The 25,208-nt window shown below is 70.5% G+C and carries 23 protein-coding genes and 1 tRNA gene; 12 read left to right on the forward strand and 12 right to left on the reverse strand.

Annotated elements, in window-relative coordinates:
- Window positions 1-78: 78 nt before the first annotated feature.
- A complete protein-coding gene (gene phoU, locus ACZ4UV_RS33650) occupies window positions 79-768 on the reverse strand; it encodes a phosphate signaling complex protein PhoU (protein ID WP_390042222.1) in 690 nt (229 codons plus the stop codon).
- Between the two features lie 222 nt (window positions 769-990).
- On the opposite strand from phoU, the gene phoR reads away from it, so the two are divergent.
- Together phoR and phoP are read left to right on the forward strand one after the other, a co-directional pair.
- On the forward strand, window positions 991-2,247 hold the full coding sequence (phoR, locus tag ACZ4UV_RS33655) for a two-component system sensor histidine kinase PhoR (protein ID WP_467843120.1): 1,257 nt from the start codon (window positions 991-993) through the stop codon (window positions 2,245-2,247).
- A gap of 5 nt (window positions 2,248-2,252) precedes the next feature.
- Window positions 2,253-2,924 (forward strand): two-component system response regulator PhoP, encoded by a 672-nt coding sequence (phoP, locus tag ACZ4UV_RS33660; protein WP_018568744.1) that lies wholly within the window; start codon window positions 2,253-2,255, stop codon window positions 2,922-2,924.
- A gap of 216 nt (window positions 2,925-3,140) precedes the next feature.
- Here phoP and ACZ4UV_RS33665 read toward each other — a convergent pair whose 3' ends face one another.
- Window positions 3,141-3,818: a copper chaperone PCu(A)C domain-containing protein gene (locus ACZ4UV_RS33665; RefSeq protein ID WP_390042218.1), complete on the reverse strand. Its 678-nt coding sequence runs from the start codon at window positions 3,816-3,818 to the stop codon at window positions 3,141-3,143.
- A 638-nt stretch (window positions 3,819-4,456) separates the two neighbouring features.
- Here ACZ4UV_RS33665 and ACZ4UV_RS33670 point away from each other — a divergent pair.
- The 6 genes from ACZ4UV_RS33670 to ACZ4UV_RS33695 all read left to right on the forward strand — a co-directional run bounded on the left by ACZ4UV_RS33670 (window position 4,457) and on the right by ACZ4UV_RS33695 (window position 10,781).
- Entirely contained in the window at window positions 4,457-4,939 is a 483-nt protein-coding gene (locus ACZ4UV_RS33670) for a CarD family transcriptional regulator (protein ID WP_003953493.1), read from the forward strand.
- A 251-nt stretch (window positions 4,940-5,190) separates the two neighbouring features.
- Window positions 5,191-5,955 carry a 2-C-methyl-D-erythritol 4-phosphate cytidylyltransferase gene (gene ispD, locus ACZ4UV_RS33675; protein WP_390042216.1) on the forward strand — a complete coding sequence of 255 codons (765 nt, stop codon included), beginning with the start codon at window positions 5,191-5,193 and terminating at the stop codon, window positions 5,953-5,955.
- Entirely contained in the window at window positions 5,945-6,436 is a 492-nt protein-coding gene (gene ispF, locus ACZ4UV_RS33680; protein WP_351484383.1) for a 2-C-methyl-D-erythritol 2,4-cyclodiphosphate synthase, read from the forward strand. Before ispD ends, ispF begins: the two co-directional genes overlap by 11 nt.
- A 117-nt stretch (window positions 6,437-6,553) precedes the next feature.
- The gene (gene cysS, locus ACZ4UV_RS33685) at window positions 6,554-7,951 is read left to right on the forward strand and encodes a cysteine--tRNA ligase (protein ID WP_467843125.1); all 1,398 of its coding nucleotides are present in this window, start codon (window positions 6,554-6,556) and stop codon (window positions 7,949-7,951) included.
- 100 nt (window positions 7,952-8,051) lie between these two features.
- Complete coding sequence (gene rlmB, locus ACZ4UV_RS33690; protein WP_390042212.1) at window positions 8,052-8,993, forward strand: 23S rRNA (guanosine(2251)-2'-O)-methyltransferase RlmB; 942 nt, start codon at window positions 8,052-8,054, stop codon at window positions 8,991-8,993.
- Between the two features lie 117 nt (window positions 8,994-9,110).
- Window positions 9,111-10,781: a DoxX family protein gene (locus tag ACZ4UV_RS33695; protein ID WP_467843128.1), complete on the forward strand. Its 1,671-nt coding sequence runs from the start codon at window positions 9,111-9,113 to the stop codon at window positions 10,779-10,781.
- A gap of 592 nt (window positions 10,782-11,373) precedes the next feature.
- On the opposite strand, the gene ACZ4UV_RS33700 is transcribed toward ACZ4UV_RS33695, so the two are convergent.
- From ACZ4UV_RS33700 to ACZ4UV_RS33710, 3 genes are all read right to left on the reverse strand, one after another.
- On the reverse strand, window positions 11,374-12,105 hold the full coding sequence (locus ACZ4UV_RS33700) for a nucleotidyltransferase family protein (RefSeq protein ID WP_351484376.1): 732 nt from the start codon (window positions 12,103-12,105) through the stop codon (window positions 11,374-11,376).
- 96 nt (window positions 12,106-12,201) lie between these two features.
- On the reverse strand, window positions 12,202-12,663 hold the full coding sequence (locus tag ACZ4UV_RS33705) for a hypothetical protein (protein WP_467843131.1): 462 nt from the start codon (window positions 12,661-12,663) through the stop codon (window positions 12,202-12,204).
- A 237-nt stretch (window positions 12,664-12,900) separates the two neighbouring features.
- The gene (locus ACZ4UV_RS33710) at window positions 12,901-14,037 is read right to left on the reverse strand and encodes an ABC transporter ATP-binding protein (protein WP_390042208.1); all 1,137 of its coding nucleotides are present in this window, start codon (window positions 14,035-14,037) and stop codon (window positions 12,901-12,903) included.
- 229 nt (window positions 14,038-14,266) lie between these two features.
- On the opposite strand from ACZ4UV_RS33710, the gene ACZ4UV_RS33715 reads away from it, so the two are divergent.
- Window positions 14,267-14,340, forward strand: a tRNA-Thr gene (locus tag ACZ4UV_RS33715).
- Between the two features lie 93 nt (window positions 14,341-14,433).
- Here the strand turns inward: ACZ4UV_RS33715 and ACZ4UV_RS33720 are convergent.
- The 5 genes from ACZ4UV_RS33720 to ACZ4UV_RS33740 all read right to left on the reverse strand — a co-directional run bounded on the left by ACZ4UV_RS33720 (window position 14,434) and on the right by ACZ4UV_RS33740 (window position 19,568).
- Window positions 14,434-15,366: an aldo/keto reductase gene (locus ACZ4UV_RS33720; RefSeq protein WP_451022656.1), complete on the reverse strand. Its 933-nt coding sequence runs from the start codon at window positions 15,364-15,366 to the stop codon at window positions 14,434-14,436.
- Between the two features lie 48 nt (window positions 15,367-15,414).
- Window positions 15,415-16,275, reverse strand: coding sequence for an aldo/keto reductase (locus tag ACZ4UV_RS33725; protein WP_451022657.1), 861 nt, complete (start codon window positions 16,273-16,275; stop codon window positions 15,415-15,417).
- A gap of 311 nt (window positions 16,276-16,586) precedes the next feature.
- Window positions 16,587-17,993: an NAD(P)/FAD-dependent oxidoreductase gene (locus tag ACZ4UV_RS33730; RefSeq protein ID WP_451022658.1), complete on the reverse strand. Its 1,407-nt coding sequence runs from the start codon at window positions 17,991-17,993 to the stop codon at window positions 16,587-16,589.
- Window positions 17,994-18,003: 10 nt separating this feature from the next.
- Window positions 18,004-18,660 (reverse strand): rhomboid-like protein, encoded by a 657-nt coding sequence (locus ACZ4UV_RS33735; protein ID WP_467843136.1) that lies wholly within the window; start codon window positions 18,658-18,660, stop codon window positions 18,004-18,006.
- 59 nt (window positions 18,661-18,719) lie between these two features.
- Window positions 18,720-19,568 (reverse strand): MHYT domain-containing protein, encoded by an 849-nt coding sequence (locus ACZ4UV_RS33740; RefSeq protein WP_467843139.1) that lies wholly within the window; start codon window positions 19,566-19,568, stop codon window positions 18,720-18,722.
- A gap of 181 nt (window positions 19,569-19,749) precedes the next feature.
- On the opposite strand from ACZ4UV_RS33740, the gene ACZ4UV_RS33745 reads away from it, so the two are divergent.
- Window positions 19,750-21,066, forward strand: coding sequence for an aldo/keto reductase (locus ACZ4UV_RS33745; protein ID WP_451023110.1), 1,317 nt, complete (start codon window positions 19,750-19,752; stop codon window positions 21,064-21,066).
- Between the two features lie 7 nt (window positions 21,067-21,073).
- On the opposite strand, the gene ACZ4UV_RS33750 is transcribed toward ACZ4UV_RS33745, so the two are convergent.
- A complete protein-coding gene (locus ACZ4UV_RS33750) occupies window positions 21,074-21,472 on the reverse strand; it encodes a DUF4913 domain-containing protein (RefSeq protein WP_467843142.1) in 399 nt (132 codons plus the stop codon).
- Between the two features lie 139 nt (window positions 21,473-21,611).
- On the opposite strand from ACZ4UV_RS33750, the gene ACZ4UV_RS33755 reads away from it, so the two are divergent.
- Together ACZ4UV_RS33755 and ACZ4UV_RS33760 are read left to right on the forward strand one after the other, a co-directional pair.
- Window positions 21,612-23,120, forward strand: a complete 1,509-nt coding sequence (locus ACZ4UV_RS33755; protein ID WP_467843145.1) for a hypothetical protein — start codon at window positions 21,612-21,614, stop codon at window positions 23,118-23,120.
- 74 nt (window positions 23,121-23,194) lie between these two features.
- Window positions 23,195-23,362, forward strand: a complete 168-nt coding sequence (locus ACZ4UV_RS33760; protein WP_451023420.1) for a hypothetical protein — start codon at window positions 23,195-23,197, stop codon at window positions 23,360-23,362.
- A gap of 69 nt (window positions 23,363-23,431) precedes the next feature.
- Here the strand turns inward: ACZ4UV_RS33760 and ACZ4UV_RS33765 are convergent, their stop codons facing one another.
- Window positions 23,432-25,195, reverse strand: coding sequence for a type IV secretory system conjugative DNA transfer family protein (locus ACZ4UV_RS33765; RefSeq protein WP_467843862.1), 1,764 nt, complete (start codon window positions 25,193-25,195; stop codon window positions 23,432-23,434).
- Window positions 25,196-25,208: the final 13 nt, after the last annotated feature.

Consider the following 25,208-nt stretch of genomic DNA (forward strand, 5'->3'; position numbering starts at 1 on the left):
CGCATCAACAGCGCACGGCGGCGCATGGGGGTGCCTCGCGCCCGCCCCGCACCTCGCGCGCCCCGCCCACCCGAGCGGTTACGCCCCCTCGGCGCCCGTCACCGGCTGGATGTCGGGCTGCAGCTCGTCCGCGTGCTCGCCGGTGACCAGGAAGACGACGCGCTTGGCGACGGCGACCGCGTGGTCGGCGTACCGCTCGTAGTAGCGGCCGAGGAGGGTCACGTCGACGGCGGTCTCGATGCCGTGCTGCCAGCGGTCGTCCAGCAGGTGCTGGAAGATCGTGCGGTGCAGCAGGTCCATCTCGTCGTCGTCCTGCTCCAGCTGGAGGGCCAGGTCGACGTCCTTGGTGATGATCACCTCGGCGGCCTTGGCCATCAGGCGCTGCGCGAGCTGGCCCATCTCCAGGATGGTGGCGTGCAGGTCGTGCGGGATGGCGTTGGCCGGGTAGCGCAGCCGGGCCAGCTTCGCCACGTGCTGGGCGAGGTCCCCGGAGCGCTCCAGGTCGGCGGACATGCGGAGCGAGGTGACGACGATCCGCAGATCGGTCGCCACCGGCTGCTGGCGGGCGAGCAGGGCTATCGCGCGCGCCTCCAGGTCGTGGTGGAGCTCGTCCACCTTCTGGTCGGCCTCGATGACGCTCTCGGCGAGCTTGAGGTCGCCGTCGAGGATCGCCGTCGTGGCGCGTCCGATCGCCGATCCGACCAGTCGGGCCATGTCGACCAGGCTGTCGCCGATCGAATCGAGTTCCTCGTGGTACGCGTCCCGCATCAGGGTTCCCTCTCGTATGCGTGGTCCAGGGGTTCCGGGGGCCGGGGCCCGTGGCCGAAACCAGCTGCGAACCCCACGCTCCCACGTTCCGGTCCCTACGCGTCCGTTTCTGCCACCCCAAATGAACCAATACTGGCTCCAAGGTGAACTCTGGGCGACGAGTGTTCGAGCTGACACCTCGCGGACTGTGGGGATGTCGTACCCCCTGCTTAACCTGTTTGCATGGACGTGAACGCGGCGGTCGCCGCAGCGGCAGCGATCGCCGGGGTGCTCACCGGTGTCATCGCCATGCTGGCGTTCCGCTGGAGCGAACGCGACCAGAAGCGACCGACCAGGACCTCTCTGCACACCGACCCCGTACTGCCCCCGGGCGTGGACACCGTACTGAGCGTGCTGCGCTCCTCCGCGGTCGTCCTCGACGAGGCCGACACCGTGGTCAAGGCGAGCTCGGCGGCGTACGCCCTCGGACTCGTGCGCGGTGGCAAACTCGCCATCGAGCCGATGCTCGCCATGGCCCGCGACACCCGGCGGGACGGCGAGATACGACAGGTCGAGCTGGACCTCCCGAGGCGGGGGACCGGACGGGGCGAGGCCCTGGCCGTCTCCGCACGGGTGGCGCCCCTCGGCTCCCGGCTCGTACTGCTCCTCGTGGAGGACCTCACCGAGGCCCGCCGCATCGAGGCGGTACGACGGGACTTCGTGGCGAATGTCAGCCACGAGCTGAAGACCCCGGTCGGCGCACTCTCCCTGCTCTCCGAGGCCGTCATGGACGCCTCGGACGATCCGGAGGCCGTGCAGCGCTTCGCCGGTCGCATGCAGATCGAGGCCACGCGCCTGACCAACCTGGTCCAGGAGCTCATCGATCTGTCGAGAGTGCAGAACGACGACCCGCTGGAGGACGCCGAGCCCGTCCGGGTCGACGAGCTGGTCGCCGAGGCGATCGACCGGTGCCGGCACCAGGCCGGCACCAAGCAGATCACCATGGCCGCCGGCGGCACCGCCGACCTGCATGTCTGGGGCAACCGCGGCCAGCTCGCCGCCGCCCTCGGCAACCTGGTCGAGAACGCCGTGAACTACTCCCCGGCCCGCACCCGGGTCGGGATAGCCGCCCGCCGGGTCGGTGCGACCGGCGGCGACATGATCGAGCTTGCCGTGACCGACCAGGGCATCGGCATCACCGACAAGGACAAGGAGCGCATCTTCGAGCGCTTCTACCGCGTCGACCCGGCCCGCTCACGGGCCACCGGTGGCACCGGCCTCGGCCTCGCCATCGTCAAGCACGTGGTCGCCTCGCACGGCGGGGAGGTCACGGTGTGGAGCGCCGAAGGCCAGGGCTCCACTTTCACCCTCAGGCTGCCGGAGGCGGGCGTGGCCCGCGATCGCGCATCGCAGCACCCCGACCCCGACCTCGAAGACGAGGCCGGTACCACCGAGTCATCCCCGTACGAACCGCTTCCCGCCCCGGAGGTCCTTCCGTGACCCGAGTGCTCGTCGTCGAGGACGAGGAGTCCTTCTCCGACGCCCTGTCGTACATGCTCCGCAAGGAGGGCTTCGAGGTCGCCGTGGCGGCCACGGGCCCCGACGGACTCGACGAGTTCGAGCGCAACGGCGCCGACCTCGTCCTCCTCGACCTGATGCTGCCCGGCCTGCCGGGCACCGAGGTCTGCCGCCAGCTGCGCGGCCGCTCCAACGTCCCCGTCATCATGGTGACGGCCAAGGACAGCGAGATCGACAAGGTTGTCGGGCTCGAAATAGGAGCCGACGACTACGTGACCAAGCCCTTCTCCTCCCGCGAGCTGGTCGCCCGTATCCGGGCCGTCCTGCGCCGCCGGGGCGAGCCGGAGGAGGTGACGCCGGCCGCCCTCGAAGCGGGCCCGGTCCGCATGGACGTCGACCGCCACGTCGTGACGGTCTCCGGCTCCAAGGTCGACCTCCCCCTCAAGGAGTTCGACCTCCTGGAGATGCTCCTGCGCAACGCCGGCCGCGTCCTGACCCGCATGCAGCTCATCGACCGCGTCTGGGGCGCCGACTACGTCGGCGACACCAAGACCCTCGACGTCCACGTGAAGCGCCTGCGCGCCAAGATCGAGCCGGACCCGGGTGCGCCTCGGTACCTGGTGACGGTGCGGGGTCTGGGCTACAAATTTGAGCCCTAAGTCCCCGACCGGCTACGATGAGCAACCCTCGCCGTCGGGTGGACGGAGAGGCTAAACGCCTGTTGAGCGTCGGTAAGACCCGGAGCATCCGGGCGCGATGCCGTGAAGCGGGAATCCCCTTGAGGGTGCACCAAAAGTTCGAGCCGTAGACGCTCGGCAACGCCAGGGGCGGGAACCGATAACCAAGGTTCCCGCCCCAGCTGGTTCAGGCGACGCTCAGCCCGCGTTCGTCGACTCCGAGGCCGAGTCGGACGGGGTGGCGCTCGCGGACTCCTTGTTCTTCTTGCCCGCCTTGGCGCTCTCGCTCGCCGTCGAACCCGCGGCCGGGGAGCCGGAGGCGGAGGTCGACGACGAGGCGGACGCGGAGGCCGAGGCGGACGGCACCGCGCTCGGGCCCCAGCCCGTGAAGTAGCTCTCGGCCGGCACGACGAAGGCGCGCAGGCTCACGTCACCCGCCTTGCTGAAGGTGAAGGTGATCTTCTGGGCGTTGCCGTCCTGGACCGCCTCGCGGCTGCTGCCCAGCACCGCGGAGGCGTTGTCCTTGCCGCCCAGGATCAGCCGGCCACCGCCGGGGATGGTCAGCGGCTGCGTCTTGGTGGCGTGCAGCTCGGCGGTCTTGCCGGTGCCGGCGACGACGATCGACTGCAGCGTCTCCGGCTCGGTGCCGGTGTTGAAGATGGTCGCGGAGACCACGGCCGGGCCGGTCGACGTGAGGTCGGGCTGGGTGATCACGGTCGCGTTCTGGACCTTGATGTCGCCGACACTCGTCGCCGCGTTGTCCGGCTTGATCTCCAGCGTCTGGGAGTTGTTGCCCGCGCCGCAGGCGGAGAGCGCGGCGACGGAGAAGGCGATGGCGGAGGCGGCGAGGGCGCCGCGTCGAAGGCTGCTGCTCACGGCGGCGGCAACTCCTTGAACGCACGGGCGGCCCCCTATAAAGCCGCCCTAAGTGTCTGTCAGCGGCCTTAGGTTACCGAGCCGTTCCCGCGCGGCCGCACCCGACCCTCCCCAAGCCCCTCGCTTGCCGCACGCGGGGGGTACGCACGGGCATCCGCAAGTGCCCCTTCGGCCACTTTGGAGCGACGCCCGTCCGGCATTCACATAACCCGTCCGCAACACCACGCGCAAAATTTCCGTGAAGGAATGCGCGACCGCCGGGAAAATTGATCACGCACTGCTTCAGGTGCGGCTTCACGTACCGTTCAGTCGGGCGTTCGGCCGGACCCGTGATCAATTCCGGAAACGTCCGGGATCCGGCGTCGGCAACCGAACGGAGTAGCGGAAGTCGTACGCTTGGAAGTGGACATATGGGGACGTTCCGTCACTCGGGTGGGCGTCCGGACGTGTGTAACGTGGGCGTTTCTCCTCGCCCGGAGAGCCGCTCCCACCTGCGAATACCTGCTTCCGGATGGCCCGCGAAGCACGTTCCTGTTGCTGTTGTCAAGCCCCGAGATATGCCCTGACCTGCGAAAACGCCATTCAGAACCGCCGGTTTCCGTGTTACCCTGGATAGCCACGGAAGGGGTACCTGTCACATGACGTTCAAGGTTGGCGACACCGTGGTCTATCCCCATCACGGGGCCGCGCTGATCGAGGCCATCGAAACTCGCCAGATCAAAGGCGTGGACAAGACCTACTTGGTGCTGAAGGTCGCCCAGGGTGACCTGACGGTACGTGTGCCAGCGGACAATGCGGAGTTCGTCGGCGTGCGTGATGTGGTCGGTCAGGACGGGCTGGACCGGGTCTTCGAGGTGCTGCGCGCACCGTACGCCGAGGAGCCCACGAACTGGTCCCGTCGTTACAAGGCAAACCTGGAGAAGCTCGCCTCCGGCGATGTCATCAAGGTCGCGGAAGTGGTGCGTGACCTGTGGCGTCGTGAGCGCGAGCGCGGACTCTCCGCCGGTGAGAAGCGCATGCTCGCCAAGGCCCGCCAGATCCTGGTGAGCGAGCTCGCCCTCGCGGAGAACACGAACGAGGACAAGGCCGAGGCCCTGCTCGACGAGGTCCTCGCGTCCTGACGCAGACGCAGTCCGGCTCAGCACGCTGAAGCTCCGCACACCCGAAATGCCGCGGTGCCCGATGACACTCTCCCTGTCGCCGGGCGCTGCGGCATGTTTGCGTCCGCCCTCGGGGAACCCCCGATACTAGGCGTGCCGGGCCCGGGCTGCTGGCTCGACCAGTGTCACGGAAGGGTCCGGTCAAGGCGTCGCGCCCGGCACTTCCCAGGCCATACCCACGCCAGGCCCGCACACAAACCTGACAGGAACCGATGTCTGACGATTCGCGTCCTTCGCGTACGGAACCGCGTACCGCACTGCGCACGGCAGCCGTGATTCCCGCCGCCGGCCGAGGCGTACGGCTCGGTCCGGGCGCCCCCAAGGCGCTACGCGCGCTGAACGGCACGCCCATGCTCATCCACGCCGTACGCGCCCTCGCCGCCTCCCGCGCCGTCTCCCTGGTCGTCGTCGTGGCCCCGCCCGACGGCGCGCCCGAGGTCAAGTCCCTCCTCGACGCCCACGCGCTGCCCGACCGCACCGACTTCCTCGTCGTCCCCGGCGGCGAGTCCCGCCAGGAGTCGGTCAGGCTCGGCCTGGACGCGCTGTCCCCGGACTACGACATCGTCCTGGTCCACGACGCCGCCCGCCCCCTGGTCCCCGTCGACACGGTCGACGCCGTGATCCAGGCGGTCCGTGACGGCGCTCCCGCGGTCGTCCCCGCCCTCCCGCTCGCCGACACGGTCAAGGAGGTCGAGCCGGCGGCCGCCCCCGGCGACCCCGAGCCGGTGCTCGCCACCCCCGAGCGGGCCCGCCTGCGCGCCGTCCAGACCCCCCAGGGCTTCGACCGCGCGACCCTGGTCCGCGCCCACGAGACGGTCACCGACAACGTCACCGACGACGCGAGCATGGTCGAGCAGCTCGGCGAACGGGTCGTGGTCGTCCCCGGCCACGAGGAGGCCTTCAAGGTCACCCGCCCCCTCGACCTGGTCCTCGCGGAGGCGGTCCTGGCCCGCAGGAGGCTCAACGATGGCTTCTGAGGTGATCCTCCCCCGGGTCGGCATCGGCACCGACATCCACGCCTTCGAGGAGGGCCGCGACCTGTGGTGCGCCGGCCTGAAGTGGGAGGGCGAGGGCCCGGGCCTGGCCGGCCACTCGGATGCGGACGTGGTCGCGCACGCGGCGTGCAACGCGCTGTTCTCCGCTGCGGGCCTGGGCGACCTGGGGCAGCACTTCGGCACGGGGCGGCCCGAGTGGTCGGGTGCCTCCGGGGTGACCCTGCTGACGGAGGCGGCCCGCATCGTCCGCGACGCCGGATTCCTGATCGGGAACGTCGCCGTACAGGTCGTGGGCCCACGCCCGAAGATCGGAAAGCGGCGGGACGAGGCCGAGAAGATCCTTTCCGATGCGGCGGGGGCGCCAGTGTCGGTTTCCGGGGCCACCACGGACGGCCTGGGTTTCCCGGGCAGGGGCGAAGGCCTTATGGCGGTGGCAACGGCGTTGGTCGTGAAAACGGCGTGACAGGATTCTTTCAGGGGCGCGGGGAACTGCGCGACAAGCCACAGCGCACCCGCACCTGACAACGGCGCTTCACGCACCGGTGCCACCCACCACCCTCCGCCCACTACCCTAGGTCCCGTGACTATTCGCCTGTACGACACCAACGCCCGGCAGATCCGTGACTTCGCCCCGCTCACCGCGGGCTGTGTCTCGATCTACCTCTGTGGTGCCACCGTGCAGGCGGCGCCCCACATCGGGCACATCCGCTCCGGCCTGAACTTCGACATCATGCGCCGCTGGTTCGAATACCGCGGCTACGACGTGACGTTCATCCGCAACGTCACGGACATCGACGACAAGATCATCGCCAAGTCCGCCGACCAGGGCCGCCCCTGGTGGGCGATCGGCTACGAGAACGAGCGCGCGTTCAACGACGGCTACGCCGCGCTCGGTTGCCTCCCGCCGACGTACGAGCCCCGGGCGACCGGGCACGTACCGGAGATGATCGAGATGATGCGCGGCCTGATCGAGCGCGGGCACGCCTACGAGGCCGACGGCAACGTCTACTTCGACGTGCGCTCCTACCCGGACTACCTCCAGCTCTCCAACCAGGAGCTGGACAACCTCCGCCAGCCCGAGGGCGAGGGCGAGACCGGCAAGCGGGACCAGCGGGACTTCGCGCTGTGGAAGGCCGTGAAGCCGGGCGAGCCCAGCTGGGAGACGCCGTGGGGGCGCGGCCGGCCGGGCTGGCACCTGGAGTGCTCGGCGATGGCCCACAAGTACCTCGGCGCGGCCTTCGACATCCACGGCGGCGGCCTCGACCTGATCTTCCCGCACCACGAGAACGAGATCGCCCAGGCCAAGGCGTTCGGCGACGACTTCGCCCAGTACTGGGTGCACAACGCCTGGGTCACCATGAGCGGCGAGAAGATGTCGAAGTCCCTCGGGAACTCGGTGCTCGTCTCGGAGATGGTCAAGCACTGGCGCCCGATCGTGCTGCGCTACTACCTCGGCACCCCGCACTACCGCTCGATGATCGAGTACAGCGAGGAGTCGTTGCGCGAGGCCGAGGCCGCGTTCGCGCGGATCGACGGTTTCGTGCAGCGCGTGGTGGAGCTGGCTGGGGGAGCCGTCGAGCCCTCGCCCGAGGTCCCGCCGGCGTTCGCCGAGGCGATGGACGACGACCTGGGCGTCCCGCAGGCGCTCGCCGTCGTGCACACCACCGTCCGGCAGGGCAACTCCGCCCTCGCCGCCGACGACAAGGAAGCCGCCGTCGCCCGCCTCGCCGAGGTCCGCGCCATGCTCGGCGTCCTCGGCCTCGACCCGCTGGCCGCGCACTGGTCCGGCGGGGCCGACAAGGGCGAGGACCTGCACGGGGTCGTCGACGCCCTGGTACGCCTCGTCCTCGACCAGCGCGAGTCCGCCCGCGCCCGCAAGGACTGGGCGACCGCAGACGCCATCCGCGACCAGCTGAACCAGTCCGGACTCGCGATCGAGGACAGCCCGTCCGGCCCGCGCTGGACCCTCAGGTCCTGACCTCCCCTGGATCTGAAGATCGACTGTGCCGCCCGGCCCCCCGGGCGGCACACTGCATAAGACGTACGTACGAAACGAAGCTCACGGAGACGGGTAACTCATGGCAGCCAACAACCGCCGCATGTCCGGCAAGAAGGGCGCGCAGATCGGCAGTGGCGGCCAGCGGCGCCGGGGCCTGGAGGGCAAGGGGCCGACCCCGCCCGCCGAGATGCGCAAGGGGCACAAGAAGAACCGCATCGCCACGGCCAAGGCCAAGCAGGCCCAGCGCCGTCCGGTGGCGCGAGGCCGAGGCGGCAAGGGCACGTCCGAGATGGTCGTCGGCCGCAACCCGGTGGTCGAGGCGCTGCGCGAGGGCGTCCCGGCCTCCACCCTCTACGTCCAGCAGTTCATCGACAACGACGAGCGGGTCCGCGAGGCCCTCCAGCTCGCGGCCGAGCGCGGCGGCATCAACCTCATGGAGGCCCCCCGCCCCGAGCTGGACCGCATGACCAACGGCCTCAACCACCAGGGTCTGGTCCTCCAGGTCCCGCCGTACGAGTACGCGCACCCCGAGGACCTGGCCGAGGCGGCCTACGACGAGGGCGAGGACCCGCTGATCGTCGCCCTGGACGGGGTCACCGACCCGCGCAACCTGGGCGCCGTCGTCCGTTCGGTCTCCGCCTTCGGCGGCCACGGCGTGGTCGTGCCCGAGCGCCGTGCGGCCGGTATGACCGCCGGTGCCTGGAAGACGTCGGCCGGTACGGCGGCCCGTACGCCCGTCGCCCGCGCCACGAACCTGACCCGGGCCCTGGAGTCGTACAAGAAGGCCGGCATCGTGGTCGTCGGTCTCGCCGCGGACGGCGAGCACGAGATCGGCGACCTGGAGGCCCTCGGCGGGCCCGTCGTCATCGTCGTCGGCAGCGAGGGCAAGGGCCTGTCCCGGCTGGTCGGCGAGACCTGCGACTTCCGGGTCCGGATCCCGATGCCGGGCGGTGCCGAGTCGCTCAACGCGGGTGTGGCGGCGGGGATCGTGCTGTACGAGGCGGCGCGCCGACGCGGGTGAACACACATCCGTAACCTCACCTGGGCGGGTCAATTCCGGCGTCCGGGACATCCTTGACGGGGTCCGGACACATCCGGCCGGTCAAAGCAGTGTCCTAACTCCACGTCACTCGGTTAGATGAGTGTGGACACCAGAACACCCCGCACGCCCACGGGGGACCGCTCGTCGGGATTCCGCTCCGGATTCGATTCCGGTCTCGACGACGCTCCCGCGCTGAGCATGGTGAAGGTGCCGAGCGATCCGGCGCAGGTCATCGTCAACCACGCGAGCTTCCGCGTGCAGCTGGGCGTATCGACACGGCGTACCCAATCCCCCCGGGTCGCACGGCACTTGAGCGCCACCGAGGACACCGCGCGCATCCCGGTCGTCGGCACGGCGGGCAGAGCGGCGGCGGCACCCGGCCGGCGCCGCCCGGTCGTCTGGAGCGGCAGGTCCGCGCCCGACGACACCGGCGCCCACCGGCTGCTCCAGGCCGTCCGGGGCGGTAGCGTCCGGCACGCGGAGGAGCCCGCCGGACCGGCCGGTGCGACCCGGGTCATCCCGCGCGTCGACGACCGCCACGACGCCCTCGACCAGACCGTCGAGACGCCCCTGGTCGGTCACCCGCGCTCCCCGGCCTCCGGCGAGAACCGGCTGCTCCCGAACATGCCGGCGGTGGGCAGCGCCTACGACGACCCGTCCTACGGCGACGCGTCCTACGGCGAACCCGCCTACGGCGACGACGAGTTCGAGGACTTCGAGGAGTCGCGGTCGGCCCGGCGGCACGGCGACGGCGACCCGGCCCGGCACGCCTACTACCCCGGCCGCCGGATGAACCTGGGCGTGGTCCTCCTCCCGCTCCGCATCTTCCTCGGCTTCATCTCCATCTACGCCGGCATGGGCAAGCTCTGCGACCCCGTCTACTTCGACGGCGGCAAGCGCGGCTCCATGGTCACCTGGCTCAACACGCTGCACCCCTGGGAGGTCGCCGAGCCGCTGCGCCAGTTCGCCCTCCAGCACCCGGTCGGCTCCGGCCTCGTCATCGCCTTCTTCCAGGTGATCGTGGGCGTCCTGACCGTCCTCGGCTGCTGGCAGCGGGTCGCCGCGGTCGTCGGCGCGCTGCTCTCCGCCGCGCTCATCGTCACCGTCAGCTGGAAGACCGTCCCCGCGTACGACGCCCCCGACATCATCTACCTCGCCGCCTGGTCCCCGCTGATCATCGCGGGTGCCCCCGTCTACTCCGTGGACGGCCGCCTCGCGGGCAGCGCCTGGCGACGGCTCGGCCCCCGCTCCGACATCTGGGAGCTGCGCGCGTACGTGCTGCGCCGTGGCGCCCTGATCACGGGCATCACCATCGGCCTCACCCTCCTCGTCGGCTCGCTCCTGGGCGGCGCGGTCCGCGACTCCAGCCGTGTGGTCGTCCCCGGCCCCGGCGAGGCGCCGCGCAACAACCTCCCCGGCTCCCCGCTGCCCGGCGAGTCGGCCAAGTCCCGGCAGAAGGCCCCGTCGGCCTCCACGGCTCCCTCCGGGGGCGCCACGGCGAGCCCTTCGCAGGCGGCGACCACCCCGGGCGCCGACCGCGCCACGAGCGGCGCCACCACCACGACCCCCAGCGAGACCCAGGGCACCACGGGTCAGGCCCCGCCCCAGCACACCGCCCCGGCGCCGACGACAGCGGGCCCGTCGTCGGGCGGCACCGCGACCGGCGGCACATCCACCAGCGGCGGCGGCACCGGCACCGGCACGGGAACCTCCGGCGGCGCCTCCTCCTCGGGCCAGCCCGGCCTGGTGGGCGGCCTCCTCGGCTAGACAGCCGCTTCACTCTGCCGCAGCCCCGCGCTTCAGAGGCGCGGGGCTGCGGCGTACCGAAACCGAAGGGGCGCGATGTGCCGTCTGCCGACTGCGGCACCGTCGTGGCTGGCCGCGCAGTTCCCCGCGCCCCTTACGGGGCGCTGCCGAGCCGCCCCCGTAAGGGGCGCGGGGAACTGCGCGCCAAGCCACGACGTACCAGCAGCAGACGACGTCGCTTCGCCCCCCGAAGGGGCGCGGGGAACTGCGCGGCCAGCCCGCACGTACCCGCAGTCGACGAACCGCCGGTCGCACCCCCTTGGAGGGGCGCGGGGAACTGCGCGAATAGCTCCCACGTACCCGCAGTCGACGAACCGCCGGTCGCGCCCCCTTGGAGGGGCGCGGGGAACTGCGCGAATAGCTCCCACGTACCCGCAGTCGACGAACCGCCGGTCGCGCCCCCTTGGAGGGGCGCGGGGAACTGCGCGAATAGCTCCCACGTACCCGCAGTCGACGAACGCCGGTCGCACCCCCTTAAGGGGGCGCGGGGAACTGCGCGGAAAGCCCCCACTCGCCCGCAGCCGACGAACCGGCCGCCGCCACCCCCCTCGGCCTACCGCCCCAGCGCGGCCAGTTCCTTTGCCGCCTCCGTCAGGTCCTTCGCCGTGTCGATCGCCCGCCAGTACGCCCCCTGCGGAATCGGGAACCCGGCCAGCTGCCGGCTCCGCGCCAGGTGCGGGAACGTGGTCCGCTCGTGGTCCCCGCGCTCGGGGAGCATCGCGGCGAACTCGGGGGAGAAGACGTAGACGCCCGCGTTGATCTCGAACGTCGACGGCGGTGCCTCGATGAAGTCCGTGATGTGGCCGAAGCCGTCGGTCTGCACGGCGCCCCAGGGGATCCGCGGACGCGCCAGGGCCAGCGTTGCCACCGCGTCCCGCTCCGTGTGGAAGTCGGCCATGTCGCGCAGCGAGAACCGCGTCCAGATGTCGCCGTTCGTGGCGTACCAGGGCCGGTCGGCGTGGGGCAGGTGCGCGGCCGCGTACTTGAGGCCGCCGCCCCGGCCCAGCGGCTCGTTCTCCACCACCGTGGTGACGGAGAGCGGCAGGTCGGCGGTCGCCAGCCACTTCTGCAGTACCTCGGCGAGATGGCCGCAGGAGACCACCACGTCGGTGACGCCCTCCTCGGCGAGCCAGGTCAGCTGGTGGCCGATGATCGGCGTGCCCGTGCCCGGGATCTCGACCATGGGCTTGGGCCGGTCGTCGGTGTACGGACGAAGCCGTGAGCCCTGGCCACCGGCCAGGACCACGGCTTGAGTGGGGCGCAACGCGGCGTTCGGATGGGTCATGGCCGAACTGTACGACGCGCCCCGGGGGCGGCTTCCTGTTGCAGGCAGGTCCCTTAAGGACCCGTTACCTGCTTACCGACCTGCGTTCACCTGCGCTCAGCTGTGCGCGGCCAGCACGCCCGACGCGAAGGACGTGTCGCAGACCGGGCGGGCGTAGGACTGGGCGCGCGAGGCGCCGTACATCCGCACCGCGGCCCGGCCCAGCGCACGGGCGATGGACGTGCAGTGCCTCGCCAGTGACGGGTGGCCGTTGACCGCCTGCTGGAGGTGGGTGAGGACCTGGCCCGGGTTCTTGTCCTGGAGCTCGGTCATCAGCTGCTCGCGCAGCGCGTCCTGCGGGGCCTGGGTGACGGCCTTGGAGGAGACGTGCGCGTCGGTCACGTCGGTCGCGGTGAGCACCGAGCTCCGCGGGGACCCGGTCCAGTTGACGCGGGTGACCGCGAGGGTCCCGGAGAGCACCAGGACGACGGGCAGGACGAGGGCGAGAGTGCGGCCGATCCGGCGGGCAGGGCCGCCCCGGTGGCCGCGTCGTGTCTGTGGGGTGGTGGAGTGCTTCACGCGTGTGAGGGTAGCGTGCGGTAATGATTTGGCGACATTTAGTCACCGGTTCGGGGGATGGAGAAGTGCCGTGTTTCGGGTACGGGGTTGACGCACACTGCTCGAAAACCACCCGCTTGCCGGGGTAAAACGGGGCAACGGAAAGGGCCCCGCAGCAGGTCGCGGGGCCCTTTCCGTCAACCTGGGTGAATTCACCCAGGTCGGAGGTTTCTCTGCTTGATCGACCAGTCGGATCGCTCAGTCGGAGAGCCGCTCACCCGTGGAGGTCGAGAACACGTGGGTCTCGCCCGGCCGCGGCACGACGTGCAGCGTGGCGCCCTTCTCCGGGACCGCGCGACCGCTGACGCGGACGACCAGGTCCTTGAGGTCGTCGCCGACCTTGGCGCTGCCGTAGACGTAGCCGTCGGCGCCGAGCTCCTCGACGACGTTCACGGAGACCGCGAGACCGGCCGGGGCGTCCTCGGTGTCCTTGGAGAGCGCGGAGGCGGCCTCGCCGTTGTGCTCGACGACGTCGAAGTGCTCCGGGCGGACGCCGACGGTGACCGTGCGGTCGCCCTTGTCGCTGGCGGCCTTGAGCGCCTCGCGGTTGACCGGGACGACGCTGTTGCCGAACTTCACGCCGCCGTCGGTGATCGGGACCTCGACCAGGTTCATGGCGGGGGAGCCGATGAAGCCGGCGACGAAGAGGTTGGCCGGGCGGTCGTACATGTTGCGCGGCGAGTCGACCTGCTGGAGCAGACCGTCCTTGAGGACCGCGACCCGGTCGCCCATCGTCATGGCCTCGACCTGGTCGTGGGTGACGTAGACGGTGGTGATGCCGAGGCGGCGCTGCAGCGACGCGATCTGCGTACGGGTCGAGACACGGAGCTTGGCGTCCAGGTTGGACAGCGGCTCGTCCATGAGGAAGACCTGCGGCTCACGGACGATCGCGCGGCCCATCGCGACACGCTGGCGCTGACCGCCGGAGAGCGCCTTCGGCTTGCGGTCCAGGTACTCGGTGAGGTCGAGGATCTTCGCGGCCTCTTCGACCTTCTGCCGGATCTCCGCCTTGTTGACGCCGGCGATCTTGAGCGCGAAGCCCATGTTGTCGGCGACGCTCATGTGCGGGTACAGCGCGTAGTTCTGGAACACCATGGCGATGTCCCGGTCCTTGGGCGGCAGGTGCGTGACGTCGCGGTCGCCGATGCGGATGGCGCCGGCGTTGACGTCCTCCAGGCCCGCGAGCATCCGCAGCGAGGTGGACTTGCCGCAACCCGACGGGCCGACCAGGACGAGGAACTCGCCGTCCTCGATCGCGATGTCGAGGCCGTCGACGGCGGGCTTGGTGGAGCCCGGGTAGATCCGGGTCGCCTTGTCGAACGTGACAGTGGCCATGGCTCAGAGGCCCCCTTCTACCGGCAGGAACGTGCCGGACGATCCGTTGTAGGAAGGTGGTTGGTGTAGTCCACTCGGGTAGGCCACGCGAGTGAACTGGATCAGGACGGTACCTGGCGTTCACCCCGTATGTCAGTACCTGGAGCCCTGTGAACTTCGCGGAAATTTTCGACAGGCCCCGCCTGGGACCTGGGTACACTGCACTGGCACGCACCCCCGGTGCGCGCACGCCTCCTTAGCTCAGCTGGTCAGAGCGCCGCTCTTGTAAAGCGAAGGTCGTCGGTTCGAATCCGACAGGGGGCTCCTCCAGCACGTGCGCCGCCAGTGCTTCGACTGGCGGCGCTGCCTGCGGCCGCGCATACGCGCTCCGGCACCAGGCTGTTCTGGGTGAGGCTGTCAGGGAACGATGTAGTTCGCGGCGCGGAACAGTTCGTACCACTCGGCGCGGGTCAGCGGGACGTCCGATCCGAGGGCGGCGTCCGTGACGCGCTGCGGTGTGGTGGTACCGATGACGACCTGCATCCGGGCGGGGTGCCGGGTGATCCAGGCGGTCGCTATCGCGATCGCGGGCACACCGTACTTCGCCGCCAGGCGGTCGATGACGGCGTTGAGTCCTGCGTGGTGCTCCGAGCCGAGGAACGGTCCGTCGAAGAATCCGGCCTGGAACGGCGACCAGGCCTGCACCGTGATGTCGTGCAGACGGCAGTAGTCCAGGAGCCCGTCGTCGCGGCTGACCGACTGCTCCAAGCCCTGCATGTTGGCCGCGACGCCCTGCGCGACGAGCGGAGCGTGTGTGATCGACAGCTGGAGCTGGTTGGCCACCAGCGGCTGCGTGACGTGGCGCTTCAGCAGGTCGATCTGGCGGGGCGTGTGGTTCGAGACGCCGAAGGCCCTCACCTTGCCCGCCGTCGCGAGTTCGTCGAACGCCCGCGCCACTTCCTCGGGTTCGACCAGCGCGTCGGGACGGTGCAGGAGCAGGATGTCGAGGTAGTCGGTGCCAAGAGCCTTGAGCGAGCCGTCCACCGACTCGACGATGTGTTCGTAGGAGAAGTCGAAGTACGGGCCTTCGCGGACGATGCCCGCCTTCGACTGGATGATCAGCTTCTCGCGCTGCGAGGCGGTCAGCTGCATGGCCTCGGCGAAACGGCGCTCACAGCCGTGCAGTTCGCTGCCGTACACGTCGGCGTGATCGAGGAAGGTGATGCCGGCGTCCATTGCGGCGGCAAGGAGTTCTCGTACCTCCGCGTCGCTCTTGTCCTGGATGCGCATCAGGCCGAGCACGATGTTCGGGACGACCATCTCGGTGCCGGGCAGCTTGAAGGTCTTCACGGTGGGTTCCTTGTCCGTAAGCGGTGTGTGGTGCCGGTATCGGGCGTCTCAGGCCGTCGACAGGCGGGAGATCTGCTCGGGAGTCAGCGTGACGTCGGTGGCGGCGGCCGAGTCGCGGATGCTCTCGGGGCGAGAGGCCCCGGGGATCGGCACCACCACGGGCGCGAGGGCGAGCTCCCAGGCCAGGGTCACCCGGTAGACGCTGACGCCCACCTCGTCAGCGACCTCTTGGAAGACGGAGTGCTGCGCCGAGAGCGCGGGCGCGCCGGCGATGCCGCCCAGCGGGCTCCAGGGCAGGAACGCGATGCCGAGTTCGGCGCAATGTTCCAGCTCGCCCTGGCTTGAGCGGAACCCGGGCGAGAACTGGTTCTGGACCGAGGCGAGTCGGCCGCCCAGGATCTCGTTCGCCTCGTCGATCTGCTGCACGGTCGCGTTCGAGATGCCCGCCATGAGGATCACGCCCTCGTCCAGCAGGTCACGGATCGCACCGACGGAATCGGCGTACGGGACGCGCGGGTCGGGGCGGTGGAACTGGTAGAGGCCGATCGCCTCGACGCCCAGGCGTCTGGCAGACTCCTTGGCGGCCTGCTTGAGGTGGGCCGGGTCGCCGTTCACGGTCCAGCTGCCGTCACCGGGCCGCAGGTGACCGCCCTTCGTCGCGACGAGCACATCGCCCGCTCCCGGACCGTACTCGCGCAGCGCCCGGGCGATGAGCTCCTCGTTGTGTCCGACCTCGCCGGCGTCGCGGTGATACGCGTCCGCCGTGTCGATGAGCGTGACACCGGCGTCGAGCGCGGCGTGGATCGTCGCGATCGATCTGCCGGCGTCGGGCCGGCCCTCGATGGACATCGGCATGCCGCCGAGCCCGATCGCCGACACCGTCCGCCCGCCGATCGTGCGTTGCATCATCGAACGTCTCCTCCGGATGTGGAAGACAGAAGACAGGTGGCCCAAGCCTTCTCGTACGAAGTCGTCTCGCGCGGTCGTCTCGCGCGGGGGCTTCGCTCACCGAAGGCCTGCCTGAGCGAGCCTAGGAATCGATGATTCACAAGTCCAACAGTCGCTCGTCATGACATTGAGAAGCGGCATGGATGAATAGAGCTCAGGTGCGGCAGCCCGCACACACCGTGCGCTCGGGGAGGTCGTCGCGGCGCAGGCCGCGGGCCCGTCCGACGGACGGCCTCGGCGGGTTTCCGGGGGCGCCCGCGCGGGAGGGGGCCTCAGTGCCGCCCGGCCACCCGGTCCGCCACCCGGGCCAGCCGGGAGGAGCCGGTGCTCGGGCGGAGTCGTTCGCGCTGGTCGGCGGCGCGGTAGGTGGCGTACATGCCCTGGACGCCGAGCCAGCGGAAGGGCTCCGGCTCCCACTTGCGGACCTTGTGGTTCACCCACGGCAGCTCGGTCAGGTCGGTGCGGCCGGCCTGGGCGGAGTCGAGCTGGACGAGGTCGCGGAGGGTACGGGCGGCCAGGTTGGTGGTGGCGACGCCGGAGCCGACGTAGCCGCCCGCCCAGCCGAGCCCCGTCGACCGGTCCAGGGTGACGGTCGCGCACCAGTCCCGCGGCACCCCGAGCACCCCGGACCAGGCGTGCTCGACCCCGACACCCGCCAGGGACGGGAAGAACCGCACCAGGATCTCGCGCAGCGCCTCGACGGTCGCGGCCTGGGTGCGGCCGTCGTTGTCCGTCCGCGACCCGAACCGGTACGGCACCCCGCGCCCGCCGAGCGCGATCCGCCCGTCGGCCGTGCGCTGCGCGTACATGTACGCGTGCGCCATGTCCCCGAGGGTCTCCCGGCCCTCCCAGCCCACCGACGCCCACTGCTCCGCCGTCAGCGGCTCGGTGGCGATCATCGAGGAGTTCATCGGCAGCCAGGTGCGCTTCTGGCCCTTGAGGTTCGCGGTGAAGCCCTCGGTGCAGCGCAGGATGTAGGGGGCGCGGACCGTGCCGTAGGGGGTGACGGCGTGCTGGGGGCGGATCTCGGTCACCGGCGTGGACTCGTGGATGACGACGCCGAGTGCTGCTACGGCCGCCACCAGCCCCTTCACCAGCTTCACCGGGTGCAGCCGGGCGCCGTGCGGGGTCCAGGTGCCGCCCACCGCGTCGGCGACGCGGATCCGCTCCCGGGTCTCCCCGGCGCCGTACAGCTCGCGGTCCTTCTCGCCGTACGACAGCTCGTGCTCGTGGAAGGCCTTCAGGCGGGCCAGCTGGGCCGGGGTGGTGGCGACCTCCAGCACCCCGCCCTTGTGCAGGTCGGCGTCGATCCCCTCGGCCGCGGCGACCGCCACGACCTCGTCGACGGTCTCGTTCATGGCCTTCTGCAGGCGTACGGCGGCCTCGTGGCCGTGCAGCGCGGCGTACCGGTCGCGGCCGGCGATGCCGTTGTAGAGCCAGCCGCCGTTGCGGCCGGAGGCGCCGTAGCCGCAGAACTTCTGCTCCAGCAGGGTGACCCGGAGGAAGGGGGCGGCCTTCTTCAGGTAGTACGCGGTCCACAGGCCGGTGTAGCCGCCGCCCACGATCACCACGTCCGCCGAGGCGTCACCGGCGAGCGGCTCCCGTACCGCCGGGAGGCCGTCGTCCGCGTACCAGAAGGAGATGCCGCCGTTGACGACACCGCTTGCCGATGTGCTCATGACCTGGACGCTAACCCTTGAGGGCGGCCAGTGTCTCCTTCGGATTCCATGCTTTTCCGCGCCCTCCGGTCAGCGGCCGGCAGCCGAGACCGATCAGCGCGGCGACGAAATGTCCCAGGTCGGTGAAGGTGGGCGACTCGGTCAGCGGCAGCCCGTAGACCAGCAGCACGGCCACGACGTACGGGTACCGCCACGGCGCCGCGATCCGGTACGCGAGCACCGCGATCACCCCGGCCAGCGCGTAACTCACCCCGATGTCCAGGGTGTTGACCGCGGAGTGCGGGGCGATGCCGTCGTGGATCCCCTTCAGCAGCGCGCCCTCGCTGATCAGGGTGGCGAGGACGTGCGCGGTCACGCACACCACCAGCCAGCGCACCGTGCCCAGCCAGCGTTCCGCCGGCGCGTGGAACACGGTGTAGAGGAAGGCGTACGGCAGCCAGTGTCCGCCGTCGATCCACATCGCGCTGGCGACCAGCACCCGCACCGGGTTGTCCGACAGCTCCCGGATGTTGGTGGACCGCTGCCGCAGGAACTGCTGCTCGAACTGCGGCGACATGTGGTGCAGGGCGACGGTGGTCACGAAGAGAATCGCCAGCCAGATGTACGTACCGGGGGCGCTGCGGACGTACGCCCACACCCTGCCGCCGAGTCCCCGGAAAAATCCCATGAGTCGATTCACGCACGATCGCAACGGCGGGTGTGTGAGTGACATTCCGGATGAGCTGGTCACCTCAGAGCCCGGGGCGCGATGCCGTCCGGCGGCCGCGGCGCGAGCAGCCCACCGCTCCTCGCACCCGGTACCGGGCCGGGGCCCGTGCCCGGTGTGTTCCACGGGCCGTCGCCCAGGACCACGTCCGGGTCGAACATCACGATCACGCCGGCCACCAGCAGGGCCACCAGCGGTCCGGCCAGCATCACCAGCAGGAACGACAGCAGTCCCACGGACGACGGGGCGCCCGGCGAGACCTCGTGCAGCCGGACCGTGACGGCGGCCATGCCCGTGTAGTGCATGCCGGTCACGGCCATCGCCATGACCAGGCTCGCCCCGAAGGCCGGCCAGGCCCCACGCACCGAGACCGCCGCCCACAGGGCCGCGGTGGCGGCGACCACCGAGATCACCACGGACAGCACCACCTCCGCCGTCCGGTAGCGCACGGTCCCGTGCATCTCCAGGGCGGCCATGCCGACGTAGTGCATGGCGGCCACGCCGAGTCCGGTGAAGACGCCCGCCGCGGCCAGGTTCGCGGGTGCGGTGCCCCGGTAGCCGACGAGGAAGACGCCCAGGGCGACCACGACGATCGCGATTGCGAGGCTGAGCATCGTCCGCTTCGGCTCGTAGTCCACAGGGGTCTCCGCGACGCCGAAGCCGATCATGGCGATGAAGTGCATGGTCCAGATGCCGCAGCCGAGCGACACCGCGCCCAGCAGCAGCCAGCCCGCCCTGCGGCCCGGCCGGGCGCGGCGCAGCGACCGTGTGGTGCAGCGCAGACCGAGCGCCGAGCCCAGGCAGGCCATCAGATAGGCCGTGATCGGTGTCACGGCGCCGTAGTGGAAGTTGGAGACTGTGCCGTTCATGGGAGCACTCCCTGCTGGTGTCTCACCGTGTGGTCTCGGGTCGTGGTGACGTCAACGGCCCGGCCCGGGCGCGCGGTTCAAGCGGGACGTGAACCGGGTCCCGCGCGTCCGCCGTTGTGTCGGTGCAGGAGTGAGCGCCGGGGACACCGGAAGGCAGTGGAGAGGGGAGGCGGGGGCTCGGATGGCGCACAGGCCGTGGCTCGTGTTCGGGCTGGAAGGGCGGAGCACGCAGGACGTGCGGGATGCCGTGGATCTCGGCTACCGCCGGTTCGACGCGGCGGAGGGCTACGGCCGTACGACCGACGAACTGGCCGAGGCGGTCCGGGACAGTGGGGTGGACCGGGAGGGGATCGAGGTCCTCTACCGGTTCGACGTACGGCCGGACGAAAGCCGGGCCGACCTCAAGGCCAGGCTCCAGGAGGTCGCGGCGAGGTTCGACGGGCGCCTCGACGCCGCGGTGATCGGCAATCCCGACGCGCCCGAGGAACAGGTCAAGGAGGCCTGGGCGGTACTCGGCGAGTTGAAGGAGGAGGGGACGGTCCGGGAGGCGGGGGTCGCCGGGGTCGCGCCCCGGCACGCGAACCTCCTCGTGGACCTCCGGCAGGAAGGGCGCGTCGACGTCGTCGACTTCGCACCGGAGGCCGCCGGGCGGGGGAAGGGACAGGGGCAGGGAGCGGGGGAGGGGTGGCGGAAGAACCTGCTCGACGCGTTGGGCGGGGAGGAGGACCTGCGCTACTACAAGGTGGTGCGGGCACTGGGGGAGCTACTGGGGCGGGCGGCGCAGACACCGTCGACACCGCCGGCAGAGCAGACAGCACAGACGGCACCGCGGACTTCACAGACACCTGAGGTATCGCAAGAGCCCCGGACGCCGCAGACGCCGCAGACGCCGCAGGTGTCGTCAGGGCCGCCGGTGCCGCGCGTGCCGTACCCGTCGCAGGTCCCTGCGCGATCCACCCCCACCCCCACCCCCGACATCGTGCTCCGGAACGACGACACGCCCCTCCCGGACGGGGTCAGGGACCTCCTGGTCCCCCTCTACGAGGAGCCGGAACGGCTGCGGGCGAAGGTGCGGGCTCATGCGGCGGGCGGGGCCGTGGACCGGGAGGCGGTCAGCCGCTGGCTGATGGAGGAGCGCGGGTTCACCCGGGAGGAGTTGGAGGGCCTCACCGTGCCGGACCGGGTGGGGCTGCGGGGCGAGTACCGGGACCTGAGGCTGGCCGACGTGCTCGCCGGGCACCTGGGCCCGAACCCGCGTGACCAGGCGGTGGCGCACGAACTCGGCTACGCCCTGCTGCACGACGCCGACACCTGGAAGGAGGTCCGGCCGGCGCTGAACACGGTCGCGTACCCCCCGGCGCCGTCGTCGGTCGCCGAGGCGGCGGCGTTGCGCGGTGTCAACACGGAGTCGCTGACCGGAGGTGTGACCAGGAACCGGGAGGACCCCGCCGTGCGACTGCCGCAGCGGATCACGCCGACGCCCTCCCGCACCCTGTGACGGCGGCTCACGCCGGGTAGGCGGCCATCCCCGGGGGCTCCTTCTTCCGGTGGCCGCCGGCCTTGCAGCCCGCGAAGGGGCCGGACGGGTCGCGTAGTGCGGTCATGACCGGGGAGAGGTAGTCCCGCTGCCACACGGCGGGCCCGGTCATCCCGGCCTTGGGGTTGGTCAGCTCCTGCCAGGCCATCCACAGGCCGTAGAGCTGGGCCACGGCCTCCTCGTGCTGCCACCAGCTGGTGCACCAGGGTGCGTTGGAGGTGACTTCACGGCCGTATACCGGCAGCAGCAGGTAACGCACCCAGAGGGTGAGTTTATGCAGGGCTTCGCTGTGCTCATCGCCTTTCAGATAGAGGATGAAGGGGTTCTTCGCCTCTTCCTCCTCCGCTTTCTTCTGTTTTTCTTCCATGAGGTGACTCCCGGTCGGTGAGGTCCTGTCGTCGGCACTACGGGAAAGCGGTCCGCGAGGTTCAGCCGGGTTGAACCGCGGTGTACGCGAGGTCCGTTGTGTCGGGCAGGAAACTCGTCGGAGAGTGAAGGAGACACACATGGCGTTCGATGAGGTGAACGATCCGCAGCGGGTTCAGAGCATCTGGTTCGGCGGTCCGATGAGCGACAACGCGAAGTTCGGGCTCAGGGAACTCGGCGAACGTTTTGCGGACTCGGAGAAGGTCTTGTGGGTGCTGCCCCGACGGCGTTCGGGGGAGACGGGCAGGCTGGAAAGCGAGGCCCTGATGGCGGAGTACCGGCAGGAAGCCGAGAATAACGGGTTCAAGGTCCGGCACGCCTACGAAGAGGCCGAATGGCTCGCCGGGAACCTGGATCCGAGCAAATACAACGCGCAGACCCTGCGCGACATCTACAACCTGGAGATGAGCAATCAGGGCTATATTGCGGCCAAGGACATGACCGCGATGCTGATCGGCTCCAGGGAGACGAGCCTGACCCTCGACCTGTCGCACCGGCATATGCTCACGGACGAACTCAACGACGTGGAGAAACACCCGGAATACGACGCGGCCGCCGCCTGGCCCGTCAAGTACAACAAGGCCGAATTCAAGATCATCGACCTCTCGCACGGGGAAAATCAGCTTGTGCGGGACATGATGCAGGCGGACGGCCTGCCATTCGGCCAGAAGTTCCCCGGAGCCGACCTGGAAGCGTCGATGTCTCCCCATCTCGACGTCAACGCCATGTTCTCCCGGGAGGGTACGAATGGGCAGAAGGTGATGAAAGCCGGTGCTGAGGCGTGGATATCGTACTACAGCACCCTGGTGAGCATGTCCGAAAAGGGCGGGCACATCACGCTCGCGAGCGACAGCGACACGTACAGCGTCAAGCCGGAGACGATCAATATCGGGAGGCCGGAATTCGGCCCCGGCTACCAGCGTGAGCGGGACAACTGGCTGAGCGCCAAGTTCAACACCCAGGACCCGGACCGCGAGATGGTGATCGGCTACATGGCCGTCAACGCCATCAACGACGGTATCCACATGGTGTACGGGGAGCCCGCCTACCAGGCCAGCCCGGACCAGCCGATGCCGCCGCGGGTGGTCCCCAAGGAGGCCTGGGACCAGATCACCATGCGGGCGTACGACGTGAACGGGGTGAAGGTGATTCCGTCGCTGAGCGTGACCAAGGAAGCCCAGAACTCCTGGCGGGTGAAGGACCAGCCCGACAACCCGGCGGCGCTGCACGAGCGGGAGCAGAGGGACGGCGTCTGGCAGTCGAAGTTGCCGGGCGAGAAGATGACCCTCCTCCACGCCACCAACCTCGGAGTCGAGAAGGCGAACGAGCGGAACATCGCGACGGATCTCCAGCAACCAGTCAAGATCACCTTCGTGGACCGGCGGCCGGCGACCACCGGCAACTCTCCGGACCAGACACCTCCCCGGACCCAGTCCCCGGACATGCAGGCGCTCCGGCAGGACATGGCCAACCTGCAGATCCCGAACACCCAGGACGTGGCCCAGAACGGCCCGCAGACGGGGCCGCCGGCCATGGCGCGCAGCAACAGCGCCCCCGCCAACAGCAACACGGGAGGAAGGACGGTGTAGCGAGCACGGTGACATCGGACGAGGTGTGGGGGACGGGCCGCGAGGCTCGTCCCCCGAGGCGTGGAAGGACGGCTATGAACGGGGAGTTGATGGTGGCGGCCGCTGGTACCGGCGTCGGGGCGTACTGCCTGGTGAGGGCGTTGAGGGAGAGCGGGCGGCGGGCGTTGGACCAGGCTCTGGGGTGGTTCCTGGCATCCAGTCTGGCCTTCGGGATCGCCGCCGCGGCCGTGTTGACACAGTGAGGTGAGGGGGCTGACGCAACGGTTCGGGCCGGGAGCGGAACGCCGCTCCCGGCCCGAACCGCGTTGGCGCTACGCGGCCGCGTCCTTCTGTTCCGCTGGCTTGGTCTGTTCCGTCGGCTTGGTGAGGTGTACCGGCGGACCCCCCAGCCGGGCCGCCGCCCGCTCGGTGATGGCCGCCGTCTCCGCATTCGCCGCCGCGGAGACGGGGCCCGCGTCCGGCTCCTTGTACCAGGGGCGCAGCCGGATCAGGGCCGGCCGGACACCGGTGGCGAGAAGCAGGGCCGTGCCCTTGGGAAGGGCGCGGATCCGGTCCGGCGGCAGCACCGACTCCTGGCGGTAGGAGTACGACCGCGAGGTGCCGTCCTTGCTGCGGGAGACGCTGGGGGTGCGCACGTCGTGCTGGCCCACCAGGGTGGAGATCTTCTGCACGAAGTCCGCGTCGTCCAGGCCCGCGCCGAGCAGCTTGACGGTCGCCGCGCTCCACAGCGCGTCCATGCCGGCCTCGCCCCACACCCGCGCCCCCTGCCGGTAACTCTGCAACAGCGTCACGACGTTGATGCCGCGGGAGCCGAAGTGCGAGTACAGGTCGGGGAGGTCGGAGATACGGCAGACGTTCGCCGCCTCGTCGAGGACCGCCGTCATCGGCGGGTCCAGCCGGCCACCCATCCGCTCCGCCGCCACCACACCGGCCCGCATGGTGGCGTCCGCGATACCCGCGATGACGCCCGCCGCCGAGCCGCCGCCGTCCTTGGAGAGCAGGTAGAGGGTGTCGCGGCCGAGGACGTGGACGGCCGGCACGAACTCGGGCAGGTCCGGGTCCGGGGTCACCCAGGCCAGGATCTCCGGGTCCAGGAGACAGGAGACGGTCTGCCGGGCGGTCTCGTAGATACCGTCCCTGGTCTCCACCGCGCCCCGGACGGTGCCCTGCAACTGGTCGGCCATCGCCGGGAGTCCGGCGTCCCGCAGCAGGTCGATCGGGGTGCGGTCGGCCGGGTCCGCGAGCCAGGCCAGCAGCTCGCGGACGTCGACCCCGCCACGCGCGGCGGCCAGGAAGAGGGCGGTCAGGGTGTTCTGGGCGGCGGCGATCCAGAAGTCCTTCTGGGAGGAGTCGTCGTTGACCGACGCCACGAAGTGGCCGGCGAGCCGGCGGGCGCCCTCGATCGTCGTGCACTCGCCGAGCATGTTCCACCACATGCCGCGCGGGGTGTGCGCGATGCCCTGCGGGTCGAAGGTCCACACGGTGCCGATCCCGGCGCGGGCGGCGCGGGTGACGGCGTACACGTCGGACTTGTTCGAGGTCAGCAGCACCGGGCCCTGCGCGCGCAGCACCCGGGGGATCGCGATCCCGGTGGACTTGCCGGCCCGGGGGGCCATCAGGTCCAGTTCCACGTCCTCGTAGGAGGAGCGGAGTTCGGGTCCCGAGGGGTCGAGGTCGCCGAGGAGGTTGCCGGTCTCGTCCGGGTGCAGGTGGTCGCGGCCCTTCAGGGTGGGGCGCAGGTCGCGGGCGCGGGCCGCGATGCCCTGCGGGCACATGCTCGCCAGTTCCCGGCGTCCGGCCAGCCCGGAGGGCCGCGCCAGCCGCTTCGTCACCAGCCGTACGCCGATGACGACGGGCACCGCGAGCAGCGCGGGCAGTCCGACCAGACCCGCGTACACCGCGCCGGGCGGCGCCCCGGGCCACAGCCGGGCCGGGCCGTCGGCGACCAGCACCCTGACGGTGGACAGCGCGAACGGCGGCGCGCTCCAGCCGTGCCCGCTGAGCCCGGCGCCCAGGGTGCCGCCGCACCACAGCACCGTGAACACCAGCAGGGACACGGCGGCCACCGCGACCATCGCCCAGGACGCC

It is taken from the genome of Streptomyces sp. NPDC028289 (assembly GCF_055565975.1).

Coding starts and splice junctions, on each gene's coding strand:
- ACZ4UV_RS33695 (WP_467843128.1), top strand. CDS start 9,111: ATGAGTGTGGACACCAGAACACCCCGCACGCCCACGGGGGACCGCTCG.
- phoR (WP_467843120.1), top strand. CDS start 991: ATGGACGTGAACGCGGCGGTCGCCGCAGCGGCAGCGATCGCCGGGGTG.
- phoU (WP_390042222.1), bottom strand. CDS start 768: ATGCGGGACGCGTACCACGAGGAACTCGATTCGATCGGCGACAGCCTG.
- ACZ4UV_RS33735 (WP_467843136.1), bottom strand. CDS start 18,660: ATGGGATTTTTCCGGGGACTCGGCGGCAGGGTGTGGGCGTACGTCCGC.
- ACZ4UV_RS33760 (WP_451023420.1), top strand. CDS start 23,195: ATGAACGGGGAGTTGATGGTGGCGGCCGCTGGTACCGGCGTCGGGGCG.
- ACZ4UV_RS33745 (WP_451023110.1), top strand. CDS start 19,750: ATGGCGCACAGGCCGTGGCTCGTGTTCGGGCTGGAAGGGCGGAGCACG.
- ACZ4UV_RS33755 (WP_467843145.1), top strand. CDS start 21,612: ATGGCGTTCGATGAGGTGAACGATCCGCAGCGGGTTCAGAGCATCTGG.
- ACZ4UV_RS33725 (WP_451022657.1), bottom strand. CDS start 16,275: ATGATGCAACGCACGATCGGCGGGCGGACGGTGTCGGCGATCGGGCTC.
- ACZ4UV_RS33750 (WP_467843142.1), bottom strand. CDS start 21,472: ATGGAAGAAAAACAGAAGAAAGCGGAGGAGGAAGAGGCGAAGAACCCC.
- ACZ4UV_RS33700 (WP_351484376.1), bottom strand. CDS start 12,105: ATGACCCATCCGAACGCCGCGTTGCGCCCCACTCAAGCCGTGGTCCTG.
- ispD (WP_390042216.1), top strand. CDS start 5,191: ATGTCTGACGATTCGCGTCCTTCGCGTACGGAACCGCGTACCGCACTG.
- rlmB (WP_390042212.1), top strand. CDS start 8,052: ATGGCAGCCAACAACCGCCGCATGTCCGGCAAGAAGGGCGCGCAGATC.
- ACZ4UV_RS33740 (WP_467843139.1), bottom strand. CDS start 19,568: ATGAACGGCACAGTCTCCAACTTCCACTACGGCGCCGTGACACCGATC.
- ispF (WP_351484383.1), top strand. CDS start 5,945: ATGGCTTCTGAGGTGATCCTCCCCCGGGTCGGCATCGGCACCGACATC.
- ACZ4UV_RS33670 (WP_003953493.1), top strand. CDS start 4,457: ATGACGTTCAAGGTTGGCGACACCGTGGTCTATCCCCATCACGGGGCC.
- ACZ4UV_RS33710 (WP_390042208.1), bottom strand. CDS start 14,037: ATGGCCACTGTCACGTTCGACAAGGCGACCCGGATCTACCCGGGCTCC.
- ACZ4UV_RS33765 (WP_467843862.1), bottom strand. CDS start 25,195: ATGGTCGCGGTGGCCGCCGTGTCCCTGCTGGTGTTCACGGTGCTGTGG.
- ACZ4UV_RS33730 (WP_451022658.1), bottom strand. CDS start 17,993: ATGAGCACATCGGCAAGCGGTGTCGTCAACGGCGGCATCTCCTTCTGG.